The organism is Lewinella cohaerens DSM 23179 (assembly GCF_000379805.1).
GTDB classification, from domain to species: domain Bacteria; phylum Bacteroidota; class Bacteroidia; order Chitinophagales; family Saprospiraceae; genus Lewinella; species Lewinella cohaerens.
In genome coordinates this window covers 54,465-70,738 of record NZ_KB903531.1, presented here as the reverse complement: position 1 = coordinate 70,738, position 16,274 = coordinate 54,465, and the positions used below count along the sequence as shown (strand labels likewise).

9 protein-coding genes are annotated in these 16,274 nt (G+C 46.7%); 8 read left to right on the top strand and 1 reads right to left on the bottom strand.

Translation table 11 applies throughout. From position 1 onward, the window contains the following. The first annotated feature begins 456 nt into the window (after window positions 1-456). Both A3EU_RS0100260 and A3EU_RS0100250 read left to right on the top strand, forming a co-directional pair. Window positions 457-1,308: a dienelactone hydrolase family protein gene (locus A3EU_RS0100260; protein ID WP_020534108.1), complete on the top strand. Its 852-nt coding sequence runs from the start codon at window positions 457-459 to the stop codon at window positions 1,306-1,308. Between the two features lie 83 nt (window positions 1,309-1,391). After that, the gene (locus A3EU_RS0100250) at window positions 1,392-3,062 is read left to right on the top strand and encodes a T9SS type B sorting domain-containing protein (protein WP_020534107.1); all 1,671 of its coding nucleotides are present in this window, start codon (window positions 1,392-1,394) and stop codon (window positions 3,060-3,062) included. Between the two features lie 9 nt (window positions 3,063-3,071). Here the strand turns inward: A3EU_RS0100250 and A3EU_RS0100245 are convergent, their stop codons facing one another. After that, window positions 3,072-4,658 carry a T9SS type A sorting domain-containing protein gene (locus A3EU_RS0100245; RefSeq protein WP_020534106.1) on the bottom strand — a complete coding sequence of 529 codons (1,587 nt, stop codon included), beginning with the start codon at window positions 4,656-4,658 and terminating at the stop codon, window positions 3,072-3,074. 92 nt (window positions 4,659-4,750) lie between these two features. On the opposite strand from A3EU_RS0100245, the gene A3EU_RS0100240 reads away from it, so the two are divergent. From A3EU_RS0100240 to A3EU_RS0100215, 6 genes are all read left to right on the top strand, one after another. Beyond that, window positions 4,751-8,149 (top strand): ThuA domain-containing protein, encoded by a 3,399-nt coding sequence (locus A3EU_RS0100240; RefSeq protein ID WP_020534105.1) that lies wholly within the window; start codon window positions 4,751-4,753, stop codon window positions 8,147-8,149. Between the two features lie 146 nt (window positions 8,150-8,295). Continuing rightward, window positions 8,296-9,201, top strand: a complete 906-nt coding sequence (thyA, locus tag A3EU_RS0100235; RefSeq protein WP_020534104.1) for a thymidylate synthase — start codon at window positions 8,296-8,298, stop codon at window positions 9,199-9,201. Between the two features lie 246 nt (window positions 9,202-9,447). After that, window positions 9,448-10,860: a cytochrome c3 family protein gene (locus A3EU_RS0100230; RefSeq protein WP_020534103.1), complete on the top strand. Its 1,413-nt coding sequence runs from the start codon at window positions 9,448-9,450 to the stop codon at window positions 10,858-10,860. A 33-nt stretch (window positions 10,861-10,893) separates the two neighbouring features. After that, window positions 10,894-14,205 (top strand): TAT-variant-translocated molybdopterin oxidoreductase, encoded by a 3,312-nt coding sequence (locus A3EU_RS0100225; RefSeq protein ID WP_020534102.1) that lies wholly within the window; start codon window positions 10,894-10,896, stop codon window positions 14,203-14,205. Window positions 14,206-14,293: 88 nt separating this feature from the next. Continuing rightward, the gene (gene nrfD / locus A3EU_RS0100220) at window positions 14,294-15,697 is read left to right on the top strand and encodes an NrfD/PsrC family molybdoenzyme membrane anchor subunit (protein ID WP_020534101.1); all 1,404 of its coding nucleotides are present in this window, start codon (window positions 14,294-14,296) and stop codon (window positions 15,695-15,697) included. Window positions 15,698-15,734: 37 nt separating this feature from the next. Further along, complete coding sequence (locus A3EU_RS0100215; RefSeq protein WP_020534100.1) at window positions 15,735-16,265, top strand: DUF3341 domain-containing protein; 531 nt, start codon at window positions 15,735-15,737, stop codon at window positions 16,263-16,265. Window positions 16,266-16,274 lie beyond the last annotated feature (9 nt).

The following is a 16,274-nucleotide window of genomic DNA, read 5'->3' as shown; positions in this document are numbered from 1 at the left end:
GCTGGTAGGTACGCCGGAGAACTTATACAATATTATTCGTCTACAGAATGTAGGTAGTAGTACAAAAGCTAAGGTCAAAGTCAGTTATGACCGCGAGGACAAGGTCACTGAGTTGAAAATTAGTTACCTGGGGCAAAGGCAGATTAATGAAAAGATGGTCTTGGTTTATGATAACCAAAATCGCATTGTCCAGCGAAGATGGACGGAACTTGGTGGTAAAAAAATTGTTGTTGACCGCTCCTATACTGCAGATGGGCTTATCGCTCGGGAAGATTATACCATTCAGAGAGGAGAGGCTGGAGTAGAGCCCTTGCTGCGTGTGGATTATCGCTATTTTTTGGAAGAAGAATTGTTGCAATTGCTTGAAAAGGAACAAATTGTAAGAGTAGGTTCGTGAGTTGAACTTCAGTTCGTAATTGCTGTTTAAAGGATATTTAGAGCACTAAATTCACGACTATGAAAATCTTTTATATCCTGTTTTTAACTGGAACGCTGTTTCTTTTGACTGCTTGTGGCGGAGAAAATGCGGCTACAGATACGGAAGAAACAAGCACCGAAGAAACAGCAATAGCGCCCAAGATTATGGGAGAGGAAGTTACCTACAAGACGGATACCACCGCGATGGTGGGTTATATTGCCTACGACGAAAATGCGTCTGAAAAGCGCCCTGGAATTTTGGTTGTCCACGAGTGGTGGGGGCATAACGATTATGTTCGTGAACGCGCAAGAATGTTGGCAGAACTAGGTTATGTAGCTCTTGCTGTAGACATGTATGGTGATGGCAAGCAAGCCGATCATCCAGATGATGCTGGTAAATTCGCCATGAGCGTCATGAGCAATTTTCCAACCGCGGAGGCGCGTTTTAATGCGGCCTTAGAAGTGTTGAAAGATCATCCTAAAGTAGCTAGTGAAGATATAGGGGCTATCGGTTACTGTTTCGGCGGTGGAGTAGTCCTTTCGATGGCGAATACGGGGGCGGATATTGATGCTGTAGCTTCTTTTCATGGTAGCCTGGGCTTGCCAGTGATGCCGGAAAAAGGCAAAACGACTGCTAAGGTACTTGTGCTTAATGGTGCTGATGACCCTTTTGTGACTGCTGAGCAAATTGCTGCTTACGCCGCTGCAATGGAGAAGGCGGAGGCGGATTACAAATTTATCAATTATGAAGGTGCTGTACACGCATTTACCAGTGAAGGAGCAGATGCTCATGGTGAGAAGTTTGACCTTCCTTTAGCCTATAACAAAGAGGCGGATGAAGCATCATGGAAGGAGATGAAAGCACTGTTTTCAGAAGTCTTTAAGAAATAAATTTAACTAAAGGTTAAAAGAAAAGGCTGAGTAGCAATAATCTACTCAGCCTTTTTAGTTTTGCACCCTCAACTCTCTTTTTTATGCGCTCAGTTAGTTCATTTTTGCTATTCATTGGTCCAATCATCCTGTTTTTGATTTGTATGCTTACCCCTATGGTTGGCTATACCCAGGTTTGTGATGGTAGTTTGGGAACGGTCATTTTTTCTGAAGATTTTGGCAGTGGCGCTAATCCTGGCCCGGAACTCCCCGCCGGATCAACGACTTACACCTTTGGCTTAGGTGCTGGCGGTCGCTATTATGTTACCAATGACAGTGGTCAAAATGGTACCCTTTGGCACAGCGCTCCCGATCATACACCCGATGATACCGATGGGTATATGTTGCTCTTCGATGCTTCGGCAGATGCAGGTGTGTTTTTTCAAACGACGCTTAATGACCTCTGCCCCAATACGACTTATGTTTTCAGTTGCTTTGTCGCTAATATAGTGGTGCCCTCTGCTTGTGGGGGTGGCAGCCGCGAACCAGATCTTCGTTTTACACTTATTGATCCAGGTACAGGAGCAACATTGGGTACGGTTACCACGGGGGGGATTCCGGTGAGTGCGGAGCTGGAATGGAACGAATACGGGATTACTTTTTTTACCGGACAGATGCAGACAAGTGTTCAGATTGTGGTAACCAACAATGCCCCTGGCGGCTGTGGTAATGATCTGGTTATCGACGATTTTAGCTTTCGCCTTTGTAACCCGCTGACGGAACAAGTTTTTGATTTATGTGATCTTCCTGGTGGCAATATTATGGTAGGAGGGAATACCTACAATGCTGCGGGAACCTACGAAGACCAGATTCCTTTGTTTAACTCTTGCAATGATAGTACCGTCATTACTACCCTTACGGGTGAAAATCCGTTTTTGCCAACCATCAATTTTATCTTTTGTGCAGGAGACAGCGTGACGATAGATGGGCAAGTATATTTCAATAGCATCAATTTTGTTGATACCATTGATATGACAGGGCCTTGTCCGACGGTGCAACCTTACCGCATTGTCAGTCAGGAGCCACAAACCATCGTCAATGATGTCTTTTTGTGTTTTGGCGATAGCCTCTTAGTAGGGCCAAGCATTTACACAGAGGCAGGTATGTACGTAGATAGTCTATTGACCACAGCGGGCTGTGATAGTGTAGTCATCACCAATATTGAAACCGCAGGCATTGAAGTAGAACTCAATGTGAGCGACCTAACGCTGGAGTTGGGAGAAACTATACCCCTGCAAGCCACGAGCAGTTTGAGTACTGATCCTGGGTTTTCCTGGTCGCCACCAGCAGCGTTTTCTTGTAGTGATTGCCCCAATCCAATCTTTGAACCCCTGCAAAGTGGCACCTATACGCTTACGGGTATTGATCAGCCGTCGGGCTGTACCGATAGCATTTTGTTTGAAGTAGAAGTATTGCCGTGTATAAACGTCTTCGTCCCCAATGTCTTTAGTCCCAATCGGGACGGGATAAACGACCGCTTTCAGGTATTTACCAAGCCCTGTTATTCCGGTATTCAAGAGATTCGCATCTTCGATCGCTGGGGAGGGCTGGTTTATGAGGCTTATGACCAGCCACTTAATTCATCACCCGGTCTATGGGATGGTACGATTGCAGGGAAAGCAGCCCCGGCGGGCATTTATGTTTATACCATGACTTTGCAAGTGGTAGACGGTAGTACCCAGCAGCAAAATGGAGATGTGTTGGTGGTGTATTGAGGAAGGGAATCACTTCATCACCACAAACTGTTCCTGCGCCAGCAGCTCACCAGTGGGGCCGCGCAGTTGCAACCAATAATTACCCGCCTGCCAGCCAGCCACGGGCAAAAGATAGGTAGCATCGGCCATCCGAGCAGGGTGTTGATCGAGCAACTGACCTGCTGTGTTGTAGATCGTCCAGGTACTACCAGTGGGCAACTCCCCTGGCCCCAGATAAACGGAGAGTTGATCGCGCACCGGATTGGGATAGAGCAGGAGCTTGAACCGCGGCCCATCTGCTTCCGTGACGGCGCTTACCAGCTCGCAGCCGGGTACGAGGCAGCCCCATTCATCGAGCTTGAGCAGCCAGCCTTGTTGACTGGCTAAAGTAGGGTGGGGGGTATAAGCTTCGCCAACTACAAAAAAGCCACCGTCTGAGGTTTCAATGAGGTCCAGGCATTCATGGTACTCTGAAAGGCTGTCTACCGTAGGGTCAATGATGATGCGTGCCCAGAGGCTATCACCATTGGCGGCTACCTTGGAGACCAGCCCTCCGTAGTCCCAGACATTGCCAGTTAGAGGATCGGCATCGGGGTAGTACTGCAAGCCAAAGCCCGTAGCCACGTAGCCGCTGTTGTCTGCCAGCCCAATGATGCGGTGATAAGAGTTGTAATCGTAGGACACTTGGCTACCAATCAAGGTGCGCCATTCTTCCTCCTGGTTGGCATTGAGTTTCAGGATGCAGTGATCCCAGTATACGATCCCAGCTTCGTCATTGATCGGAAACTCCTCGCCGATGGCGGTGGCGATCACCAGTCCGCCGTCGGGCGCCAGGGCCATGTCCCGAATGCCCTGTTGCAGTTCGTTTTCATCGGATTGCCAGGTCCACAACAAATTGCCCAGGGTATCTACCGCCCACAGTTTACTCATCACCTGGTAGTTGTTCCAGGTGCGGTTGTAGTTGTCCCTTACGCCGCCAATAAGTAACAAATTGTCATCTACTTGTTTGATGGCCCTTGACCAGGTTCGTAGAAGGGGGTCTTCATAAACAAAGCCTCCGACTAACTGGCCTTCTGTGTTGTAAATGGCTAAAACAGCACCCCACCAATTGTCACCTTCTCCTACGTATGAATTGTTTCCAGTGGCATAAATCTTATCATTGCTTACAACCATATCATTGAACCGAAAAAAGGTGGCGGTATCGCGAAAATCTTGCTGATACACTTCCCATAAGGGTTCGCCATCTAAGGCGTAACTGATTAATAATGCTTTAGTACCTACCCCTGGTTCAATGCTGTAGCCAAGTTTGTAAATTCGATCATCAATGCGTTTGTCCTGTGCTACCGCTTCGACGGTGCGCAGTGGGTTACGTAGGATGTTCTCATGTAAGGAATTTCCTTGACCATCAATTAAAACTGAAATTGAAGAAACCAAATATGGGGGGATTGTATCCCTTGCTATCCCCATAATGAGGTAGGTGGAGTCACTAACTTGTTCGACACCTGTAAGCACTACAGCATTTAAATCAAAATGGTAGCGTTTGGAAAAAGTGGATTGGGCTTGGGGGTGGCTGGTAAAGAATAGATAAAACCAGCAGAATAGGTAGATTGACTTCATCGAGCACATTATTGAGTAACGCTTATTCTGTGAAAATAGAAAACTTCCCTTAATTTAGGCCGCACAATTCTATATCATCAATCGCCATCTTCATGAAAAAGGCTTTTCCGGTACTTCTTAAAGGAAGTTACTTCATTTTGTTCTTTGCCGTTTTGTTTTTTAATTCCTGCGATAATTCCAGTGGTCCGACGCGGGTATTGGTTTTCTCCAAAACGACTGGTTATCGCCATGCATCGATCCCTAAAGGGCAGGAGGCTATTCGCAAACTGGGCGAGCAAAATGGTTTTCTGGTAGATACCACCGAAGATGCTAGCTTGATCAACGAAGAAAATCTGCAGCAATACGCAGCGATCATTTTTCTCAGTACAACGGAAGATGTATTAGATGATAATCAGGAGGCAGATTTGCAACGATTTATACAGGCAGGTCGTGGATTTGTGGGCATACATGCCGCTACGGATACCGAGTACCAATGGGGCTGGTTCAATCGTTTGGTGGGGGCGCAGTTTGCCAGCCACCCCAAAATTCAGGAGGCGCATATTACTTGTGTGGATAGCACGCATGTGTCTACCCGCCACTTGCCACATGATTGGGTGCGGACAGACGAGTGGTACAATTTTAAAAACCTGTATCCCGAAATAAACGTCTTACTGAACCTTGATGAAACGTCTTATTCAGGGGGGGAGAATGGAGAAGAACACCCCATCGCCTGGTACCATGAATACGATGGTGGTCGCGCTTGGTATACTGGACTAGGGCATACTGATGAAAGCTATGAGGAAGAAGCTTTCTTACAACATTTGTTGGGCGGTATCCAGTACGCCATCGGTGAAAATAAGCCTTACCAGCAGGAGAATATCACGGCGCAGCGACGTCCTGAAAACAATAGAGTAGAGCGTACCATGCTCATTGAGGGCCAGTTGACGGAACCTACCGAATTTACCATTTTACCCAATCTGGATATGCTGGTCGTTGAGCGACGCGGAGAGATTAAGCATTATTCTTCAGCCAACAAGCAACTCCGCATTTTGGGTAAATTGGACGTTTACCATAAAGCAGAGGTTGAAGGCGTCAATGCCGAAGAGGGGCTTATGGGGATTCAAGCTTCGCCGGATTTTGCGGAAACGGGGCACGTTTTTATGTATTACAGTCCGGCGGATACTTCTGTCAACCGCCTTTCTCGCTTTACCTTTCGTGGTGATAGTCTTGATTTTGCAACTGAAAAAACGGTATTGGAGGTGTTCTCTGATCGCAACATTTGCTGTCATACTGGAGGCTCCATCGCTTTTAGTGGCGACGGCAAGTACCTGTTTCTCTCGACGGGAGATAATTCTACGCCTTTTGATGAAAGTGGCCAGCGATTTGTCAACAAAGGCTACGCACCCTTGGATGAACGCCCTGGTCACGAGCCCTATGACGCGCGTCGAAGCTCAGGAAATACCAATGACCTACGTGGAAAGATTCTGCGGATTGAGGTTCAACCCGATGGTAGCTATACCATTCCCGTAGGTAATCTCTTTGCGGAAGGAACCCCGCAAACGCGTCCGGAAATTTACGTGATGGGAAACCGTAACCCTTACCGCATATCAGTGGATGCCAAGAATGGTAACCTCTACTGGGGGGAAGTAGGCCCGGATGCCCGCATTGACAATACGGATACACGCGGGCCGCGAGGATACGACGAGGTAAATCAAGCAAAGGAAGCTGGCTTTTTCGGCTGGCCATTGTTTGTGGGGGATAACTACGCTTACCATCAATACAATTATCGTAATGGGGTCACAGGTGTCGCTTATGACCCGCTGGCACCAATCAATGATTCACGGAACAATACGGGCTTACAAGAATTGCCTCCCGCACAGCCTGCCTTTATATGGTACCCTTATGGGGAATCGGATGAGTTTCCTGCCGTAGGCAGCGGTGGGCGCAATGCGATGGCAGGGCCGGTGTACTATCCCGATTTATACCCAGAAGCTACTCGCTATCCTGATTATTACAAAGGTAAACTCTTTATCTACGACTGGATTCGGAATTGGATACTCCTTACTAGTATGCACGAAGATGGTAGCCTCGATAAACTGGAGCCCTTCCTGGCGGAAGAAACGTTTAATAATATCATAGACATGGAAGTAGGGCCTGATGGCCTTATTTACTTACTCGAATACGGCAGTGGCTGGTTTTCCAAAAATCCGGATGCGGGTATTTCAAGGATTGATTTCTATGCGGGTAATCGCCCGCCGCAGATAGATTCTATTTTTGTCAATAAATTATCAGGAAAGCTTCCTTTTGCTTTAGAAGCGGAATTGCTGGTTTCTGACCCTGAAGGTCAGTCATTGAGTTATGAGTGGCAGGTGGGGTATGAGGTGTACGAAACGACGGAGCCTCGTTTGGCACTAAGGCTTGAAGAGGAGGGCAATTATCAGGTTAGCTGTCGCGTAAAAGATGCGGAGGGAGCATTGCGCATAAGCGAAACGCTGCTGGTCTACGCCGGTAATGAAGCGCCCACTGTGGAGGTTGTCGTAGAAGGTAATCAGGACATCTATTTTAAGGGAGAGCCGATTATGTACCGGATAGCTGTTTCTGATGACGATATGGTGATCAACGAAAACCTGATGGTACAAACCAAATATACCCAGGACGTCAAAATTGCCGGTGGCCACCTGCAAGGCTTGGGCGATAAGGTAGGGGAGAGCATTATTGCGAGCCTGGATTGTGCTTCCTGCCATAAAGAACGTGAAAAATCAATTGGTCCAAGCTACCAGCAAATAGCCAATCGCTACCGAGAAGAACAAACAGCAACGGCCTACCTGAGCGAAAAGATCATCAGAGGGGGAGGAGGTGTATGGGGAGAAGCGGCTATGGCGCCGCATCCTACGATTTCCCCTTCGGAAGCAGCACTGATCGTTGAGTGGATTCTGTCTGTAGATGCCCCAGCCTCTGCGGTTGCCTCTCTGCCAGCTAATGGTACCATTATTGGAGGGAACCCTACCTCTTGGGAATCAACGTTGCAATTGTGGGCGACTTACACAGATGTTCCACAGGAAGGCATCAAGCCACTTACGACGAGCGTCGCCAAGGTACTTCGTGATAACTACTTCAATGTCAATGAATGGAATCAGGGTGAAGGTTTCCGCAAAGGTGACTGGAAAGAAATAGAAGTATGGGAACTGTTGCCACAAGATGGATGGCTAAAAATACCTGGTTTTGATTTAACGAGCGTGGAGAAGCTTGGCTTGGACCTGTTTACCAGCGATCTCTCGCCTTTGAATTATCGTTTTGAGCTGCGGTCCGGTTCACCGGAAGGGCCAGTGTTGGCCAGCTGGAAGGACGACGGAAGTAGCCGGAAGAATGATCGTCTCCACTTAGAAAGCCTACTTAATAAGGAGGTGAAGGTAGCTACTGATGAGCCATTTTACCTGGTATCTAAGTTGCTAGCGTCAGGTGACCCAAAGAGCAGTGTTGCATTTGGCGGGGTAGGGCTGACGAATAAATAAAAGGGGATTATAAGGGGAAGGCTAGCCAAGGTGAATTCCTAAATTTACCCGACCAAAACTAATTGTGGAAAACTTGTGTCACAGAAAAGCAAAATTATAACTACCTTCGCCATTGCACAAAACAGCAAAACAGCTGTTAGTTTTTCATGAGAGCATACCACCAACTACTCCAGCATATTTTAGATAATGGTACCGATAAAGGTGATCGCACTGGTACCGGTACTAGGAGTGTTTTTGGTTATCAGTTTCGTTGTGATCTTAGCGACGGCTTTCCCCTCCTCACTACCAAGAAGGTTCATTTCAAAAGTATTGTCCACGAATTGCTCTGGTTTCTCCAGGGAGATACCAATATTGCGTACCTCGTACGTAATGGCGTCAATATTTGGAATGAGTGGCCTTTTCAGCATTACCTTTCAGAAAACGGATTAGCAGACAAATACAGTCGGCATAGTCTGGAATGGAAGACGGCGCTGAAAGAATTTGTAAGCAAGGTGAAGGAAGATGATGCTTTTGCAGCTAAATGGGGCGAGCTAGGCCCGGTATATGGTAAGCAATGGCGAGATTTTGGTGGCGTAGATCAGATAACGGAGGTTATTGCAGCGATTAAGCGCAACCCTGATTCACGTCGACACCTTGTCTCAGCCTGGAACCCGCCGGATATTCCCGGTATGGTCAAAGCGGGTTTACCACCTTGTCATTCCTTGTTTCAGTTTTATGTAGCAGAAGGCCGTTTGTCCTGCCAGCTATATCAGCGATCAGCAGATGTTTTTTTGGGGGTACCTTTTAATATCGCCAGCTACGCTTTATTGACACACATGTTTGCACAGGTATGTGATTTAGAGGTAGGGGACTTTGTTCACACCTTTGGAGATGCACACCTATATAATAACCACCTTGAACAGACGAAATTGCAGTTAAGTAGAGCAACTCGTCCTTTACCAACGTTGAAATTGAATCCGGAGATCAAAAATATTTTTGACTTCTCCTATGATGATATCCAGTTGAAAAACTATGATCCTCATCCAGGCATCAAAGCTGCAATAGCAGTTTGATATCAGGAGAGGCTTGTTATTCAGCGAATTAAATGAGCTTTTTGCAAATATTATAGACAACAACGGTTGTCTGCCCGAAAATTCTGTGGAATGGCCAAATCAGGGTCGTTGTTTAGAATTTATCTAAATAGAGCAGTTGTTTTGCAATTAGTTTGTTAAAGAAATGTCACAAAATTATCTTTGCCCCGATTTCAGGCAGCTGGAATTTTTGTGTTTGAATAGAAAAAGTAATAAAGGTCACTACCGATGACGTATAAGTCTTTGACACACCGCTTTTTACTCCTTCTTGGTTTCGTACTGAGCAGCCTCGGCATGTTTGGTCAAGACCTCGAAGCAGGTAAAACGATATTCCGTAACAATTGTGCGGCTTGCCACGCTGGCGATATGAAAACCAATCTTACTGGTCCGTACCTCGGCGGTGCACCAGAACGTTGGGCTGATTACGGCGGCGAAGAAGCACTCTATTCTTGGATACGTAATTCACAGGCGATGGTCGCCAGTGGAGACAATGAGCGCGCAACACAGTTGTGGGCAGATTGGGGTCCTACCGTAATGAACTCTTTTCTGAATCTTTCTGATGAGGATATCGCCAATACCTTGGCTTATATCGATGGAGTTTATACAGGTGTTTATCCTCCTAAGACTGGAGGTGGTGATGGCCCTGAAATAGTTGAAGTAGAAACTGACAATACTTGGATGTTTGTCGGCCTGGCAGCACTGCTTGGCTTGTTAGCAGTCGTACTGGCTCGCGTAGTTTCTAACCTTAACTATATGATTAAGGTAAAGGAAACAGGTGCAGCAGTACAGCGTCGTACCTTGATGGAAGTATTGACTAGCCGGGGTGTTATCGCTTTTGTGATTTTTGCACTGGTAGTACTTGGCGGTTATACTACGGTAAATAACGCCATTGCACTAGGTCGTCAGCAAGGTTACGAACCAACTCAGCCGATCAAGTTCTCGCATGAAACCCACGCGGGTATTCAGGAGATCGATTGTCAGTACTGTCACGATGGTGCACGTCGCTCTAAGCATTCTGTTATTCCTGCAGCTAATACCTGTATGAATTGTCACAAGGCCATTAAGAATGGTTCTCAATATGGGACTGCCGAGCTGACGAAAATCTACGCTTCTGTAGGTTATGATCCTAGCTCAGATAAATATATTGAGAACTACGATCAGTTGGAGCGTGACGAGATCGAGTCGATTTACAAAAAGTGGATCGCTGATCAGTACGTTCAGACGACTGGTGGTATGGATGATGAAGGAGAAAACCAAATCGAAGAGCAGTGGGAAGGCATCGTTAGTGCCTTGACCAGCGACGATCTGGAAGATGATAAAATTGCTGGTCCTATCAACTGGGTACGTATTCACAACTTGCCTGATCACGCTTACTTCAACCATGCACAGCACGTGTCGGTGGGTAAGGTTGAGTGTCAGACTTGTCACGGCCCGGTACAAGAAATGGAAAAGGTTTACCAGTGGTCACCTTTATCTATGGGTTGGTGTATCAACTGTCACCGCCAAACAGAGGTGCAGTTTGCGGGTAATGAGTACTACCAAGCGTACGAAAATTACCACGAGGAAATTCAGGCCGGAACACGGGACAAAGTTACCGTAGAAGACATCGGTGGTCTGGAGTGCCAGAAATGCCATTATTAAGAACAGCAATCAAGAGACAGACAAATCAGCATAATGAAGAATCATAAGAATAACGTCTGGATAGGTACAGAACAACTCAATAACAATCAGGAGTTGGCCCAGTCGGAAAAGTCTGAATTTGCAGAGTTGGCAGCGGAAGGTGGTGTAGAAACCCGCCTAGAATCAAACCGCCGTGACTTTTTGAAATACCTCGGTTTTGGTATTGGTGCTGCGACTATTGCAGCGTGTGACATTCCTGTTCGTAAGGCTATCCCTTACGTTGTTAAGCCGGATAGTATCGTGCCGGGTGTCGCTACTTACTACGCTTCTTCTTTCGTTCAGGGTGGTGACTACTGTCCGATCCTGGTGAAAACTCGTGAAGGGCGTCCGATCAAAATTGAAGGAAACTCTTTATCTCCTGTTACTCATGGAGGTACCAGTGCTCGTGCCCAAGCTAGTGTATTAGGCTTGTACGATACTAGTCGCTTTGATGCTCCCCGTTCCGTTGCGGACGGTCAGTTTTCTGATGCGATGAGCTGGGAAGATTTTGATAAAACCATTACCGGCAAGTTGAAGCCAGGTTCTCGGGTCCGCATCGTGGCGAATACCATCCTCAGTCCTACCACCAAGCAAGCGATTGCAGACTTTACATCTACTTACCCTAATACGGAAGTAGTTATGTATGATCCGGTTTCTTCTTCTGCTTTATTGCAGGCAAATGAAGCCAGCTTTGGCACTCGGGCTATCCCTGAGTACAATTTTGACAAAGCAGATGTCATTGTTGCTATCGATTGTGACTTCCTAGGGAGCTGGGTTTCTCCTATCGAGTTTGCACGTCAGTACGCTGCAGGTCGTAAGGTGAATGCAAAGCACCCTAAGATGTCTCGCCACATTCAGGTAGAAAGCTACATGAGCCTTTCTGGTTCTAATGCTGACAACCGTGTGCCGGTGAAGCCTTCTGAAATTGGTGCTGCGATTGTTGCTTTGTACAACGAAGTTGCTAAAGGAAGTGGAAACAGTACTGTAAGTGGTCCTAAACTTCCTGCTGACAAGCAGAAGAAGATGGTTGCCATTGCAAAAGAACTGTTGGCCGCCCGTGGTAAGAGTGTTGTTGTTTCAGCCTCTAACAACATGGGAGAGCAAGTGCTTGTAAACGGCATCAACGAAATGTTGAGCAATTACGGTGCTACCATGAACTTCGTTAGTCCGCTAATGACCCGCCAGGGTGATGACCGTGCAGCGATGAAGTTGGTAAAAGATATGCAGAGTGGTAGCGTAGATGCACTGATTGTGCTCGATGATGCTAACCCTGCTTACAATTTCCCTGGTGCAGCGGCCTTCCGTGCAGCTTTATCTAAAGTGAATCTGAAGATAAGCACGAGCGGAACGCCAAACGAAACCAATGTGCTATGTGATTACGTAGCACCTACCCACCACTACCTTGAAAGCTGGGGCGATGCCGAGCCTAAGAGTGGTGTATATTCTTTGATTCAGCCTACTATCTCGCCGATCTTCGCTTCTGTTGGTCGTGCCGGAACTCGTGCTGGAGAAGAAAGCTTACTCCGTTGGGCCAATAGCCCAGCTTTGGATACTACTGCAGAGCAGCCATACCTGGAGTACTTAAAGAAAAATTGGGAAAACACTGTTTTCCAATCACAGGCACGTTACCTCACCTTCCAGACTTTCTGGGACGCTGTCTTGCATGACGGGGTAATTGATTTGCCACACGGAGGAGAAGCTCCTGTCGTTTTTGCTGGTGATGTGAATGCTGCTGCTGCTAAAGTACGCAAGCCTGCCAGTTCAGAGATGGAAGTTACTTTCTACGAAACCGTAAACATGGGTGGTGGCGAATATGCCAACAATCCTTGGTTGCAAGAGATGCCTGACCCAATTACACGTTGTGTATGGGGCAACTACCTCGCTATTCCTGTTACTTGGGATGGAGGTAACTCTTGGTCAGCAATGAAAGGCCTTAACGAATGGGAATTCAAAGGCAAAGCGGACCAGGTAATGCTAGGCGTTGACGGTACAGAGATGAAAGCAACCTGTGTACGTCAGTTCGGTCAGCCAACAGGTACTACTGCACTTGCACTGGGTTACGGACGTACCGTTACAGGTATGGTAGGTCGTGCCTTGGGTAATGAAGTAGGCACCAACGTTTTCGAATGGTTGAAAACCGATAACGACGGCAACGTACAATACTATTCTACCAGTGCAACGATTTCTGATGTTGTAGAAGTAGAAGACGAGTTCGCTTGTGTGCAGTACCACCACACGATGGGGGTAAATAGCCGAAATGATTCTGGTGAATTGCTTTATGTAGATAAAGTAACAGGTGAGGAAGTTGCTATAGCGGGAGAACTCACCGAAGAGCAAAAAGAAAAATATGATCTTTTCAATGTAGATGAAAAGACCATTATGACTTTAGGTGCTGGTTTCCAGGGAGGCCTCACCAAGCGTTCAATTATCTATCAAGGTAAACTGGACGAACTATCTGAATTAGAGGAACATATCGCAGAACGTCGGGGAGAAGCTAAGCACCTCAACGACCAGACGCTTTATCCTTTTGAAGAATATAGTGAAAAGCTTTATAGCCAAGGCCACCATTGGGCCATGCACGTTGACCTCAACGCTTGTATTGGTTGTGGCGCTTGTCAGGTAGCTTGTGTTGCTGAAAACAACGTACCTGTTGTAGGAAAGCACGAAGTTCACCGTCACCATGAAATGACGTGGTTGCGTATTGACCGTTACTACTACGGTGATTACGAAAACCCTAAGGTTGTTTACCAGCCGATGATGTGTCAGCACTGTGATAACGCTCCTTGTGAGAATGTTTGTCCGGTAGCAGCAACCAACCACAGCGCGGAAGGATTGAACCAAATGACCTACAACCGTTGTATCGGTACCCGTTACTGTGCCAACAACTGTCCGTTTAAGGTTCGTCGTTTCAACTGGTTGGACTACACTACTGCCGACTTGTTCGCAGCGAATGAGCCTACCGTAAGTGGTGAAGATTTACCTTACGGTGCAGATAACCTCACACGGATGGTCTTGAACCCAGACGTTACCGTTCGTTCACGTGGTGTGATCGAGAAGTGTAGCTTCTGTGTGCAGCGTATCCAGGAAGGTAAATTATCAGCTAAGCGCGAAACTCGTCACTTGGTTGATAATGATGTACGCACGGCTTGCCAAACGGCTTGTCCTACAGGAGCTATCGTTTTCGGTGATCGTAACAATCCGGAAGGAGACGTTGCTGAGCGCATCGAAAACCCGCTGAATTACTTGGTACTGGAGGAAATTAACGTCCAGCCAAGTGTATTCTACGCAGCTCGCGTAAATAATAGTAAAGAAGAATTAGAAGCATAAATCTAAATTTTTGAGTTAACGGCTGGATTTTCTTGTAGTCTTACTTGAGAAAATCCAGTCGCTCAAAAACGAGTCAATAAAAATTGATATGAGCGCAGTTGTATCTCACATTCGGGAGCCTTTAGTAAACGGTGGTAAGACGTATCACCAGATTACTGAGGATCTCTGTTCACCAACCGAGCGAACCCCAACGGCATCGTGGGTGATCGCATTTCTGGTTGCGGTGACAGGGCTGGCCCTTTACGTTTTCTGTGTAGCCTGGACGATCTGGGAAGGTATTGGTTCTTGGGACCTTAACCGTACTATCGGCTGGAGTTGGGATATTACCAACTTCGTTTGGTGGGTAGGTATTGGTCACGCCGGTACATTGATTTCAGCGATCCTTTTACTTTTCCGTCAGCGTTGGCGGACGGGGGTAAACCGGGCTGCGGAAGCCATGACTATCTTTGCTGTAATCTGTGCGGGACAATTTCCGCTGATTCACATGGGACGTCTTTGGTTGGCGATGTTCATTTTCCCTTATCCAAACACAAGAGGGCCATTGTGGGTGAACTTTAACTCACCACTGTTGTGGGACGTTTTTGCGATCTCTACTTATTTCACGGTATCGCTCTTGTTCTGGTACACTGGTTTAGTACCTGACTTTGCGACTGTACGTGACAGAGCTAAGGGATTGCGCCGCAAGGTATACAACTTCCTTTCATTTGGTTGGACGGGATCTGCTAAGCACTGGCAGCGGTGGGAGAGTCTTTCTCTTGTACTTGCTGGTTTGGCAACGCCGCTTGTACTTTCTGTACACACCATCGTATCTTTTGACTTCGCCACTTCGGTAATTCCTGGTTGGCACACGACGATTTTCCCTCCCTACTTCGTTGCAGGGGCAATCTTCTCTGGTTTCGCTATGGTACTGACGCTGATGATTATGACGCGGAAGGTGCTGAAACTGGAAGATTATATTACGATAGGCCACATCGAAAGTATGAACAAGGTTATCCTGCTTACGGGTACCATTGTAGGTGTTGCTTATTTGACAGAGCTTTTCATCGCTTGGTACTCCGGTTACATTTACGAGCAGTTTGCGTTCTATAATCGAGTACTTGGACCTTATTGGTGGTCTTATGTAGGGATGATGTCCTGTAACGTATTATCTCCACAGTTGTTTTGGAGCAAGAAGATGCGCCGCAGCATTTTCGTAACCTTCTTCATGTCGATCTTTATTAATATCGGTATGTGGTTTGAGCGCTTTGTGATTATCGCTACTACCCTGGCTCGTGATTACCTGCCTTCAAGCTGGAGTTATTATGTACCAACATGGGTAGAGATTGGTTTATTCATTGGTTCTTTAGGACTCTTCTTTACGCTTTACCTGCTTTTCGTGCGAGTAGCACCAGTGGTTGCTGTAGCGGAAATCAAGAGTATTCTGAAGGTTGCTGGTGATCAATATGCTGGAGAGAATGCTAAGAAAGCAAATGCTCACGCAGATCACCATTAGGACTGGAAAAATTATTAACGAGAATAATTAGCTTATCATGAGCGCGACGCATAAAGAAGTTTTATTTGGCCTGTACGATGATGAAGAAGTACTCATCAAGGCGGTCAAGCAAGCCAAAGAGGATCACTTGGAAATTATGGATGTTTACACTCCATTTCCAGTGCACGGTTTGGATCCTGTGCTAGGATTGGCAGAAAGCCGTCTTCACATTGCTGGATTCATCTATGGTGCTATTGGTACTCTTACGGCATTCTTATTCATGAGTTGGGTATTTACCCGCGATTGGCCGATCATTTTTGGTGGTAAGCCATACTGGTCAGTACCTGCTTTCATTCCGATTACTTTCGAGTTAACCGTACTTTTTGCTTCTATCGGAATGGTAGTAAGTTTTTATACGGTATGTGGAATGGCACCTGGAAAAACGATCCCAACATTGGATGATCGGATTACGGATGATAAGTTTTGCATTGCCTTTGAAACAAACGACGCATCGGAGTCTCATTTAGACAAACTGCGCAGTTTCTTTTCTGCTTCTGGAGCTTCGGAAGTGAACACAAAGGTGATATAATCATTAACC

What these genes read in the sequence shown, in the direction of transcription:
- thyA (WP_020534104.1), top strand. Translation starts at nt 8,296, where the DNA reads ATGAGAGCATACCACCAACTACTCCAGCATATTTTAGATAATGGTACC.
- A3EU_RS0100240 (WP_020534105.1), top strand. Translation starts at nt 4,751, where the DNA reads ATGAAAAAGGCTTTTCCGGTACTTCTTAAAGGAAGTTACTTCATTTTG.
- nrfD (WP_020534101.1), top strand. Translation starts at nt 14,294, where the DNA reads ATGAGCGCAGTTGTATCTCACATTCGGGAGCCTTTAGTAAACGGTGGT.
- A3EU_RS0100260 (WP_020534108.1), top strand. Translation starts at nt 457, where the DNA reads ATGAAAATCTTTTATATCCTGTTTTTAACTGGAACGCTGTTTCTTTTG.
- A3EU_RS0100225 (WP_020534102.1), top strand. Translation starts at nt 10,894, where the DNA reads ATGAAGAATCATAAGAATAACGTCTGGATAGGTACAGAACAACTCAAT.
- A3EU_RS0100250 (WP_020534107.1), top strand. Translation starts at nt 1,392, where the DNA reads ATGCGCTCAGTTAGTTCATTTTTGCTATTCATTGGTCCAATCATCCTG.
- A3EU_RS0100230 (WP_020534103.1), top strand. Translation starts at nt 9,448, where the DNA reads ATGACGTATAAGTCTTTGACACACCGCTTTTTACTCCTTCTTGGTTTC.
- A3EU_RS0100215 (WP_020534100.1), top strand. Translation starts at nt 15,735, where the DNA reads ATGAGCGCGACGCATAAAGAAGTTTTATTTGGCCTGTACGATGATGAA.
- A3EU_RS0100245 (WP_020534106.1), bottom strand. Translation starts at nt 4,658, where the DNA reads ATGAAGTCAATCTACCTATTCTGCTGGTTTTATCTATTCTTTACCAGC.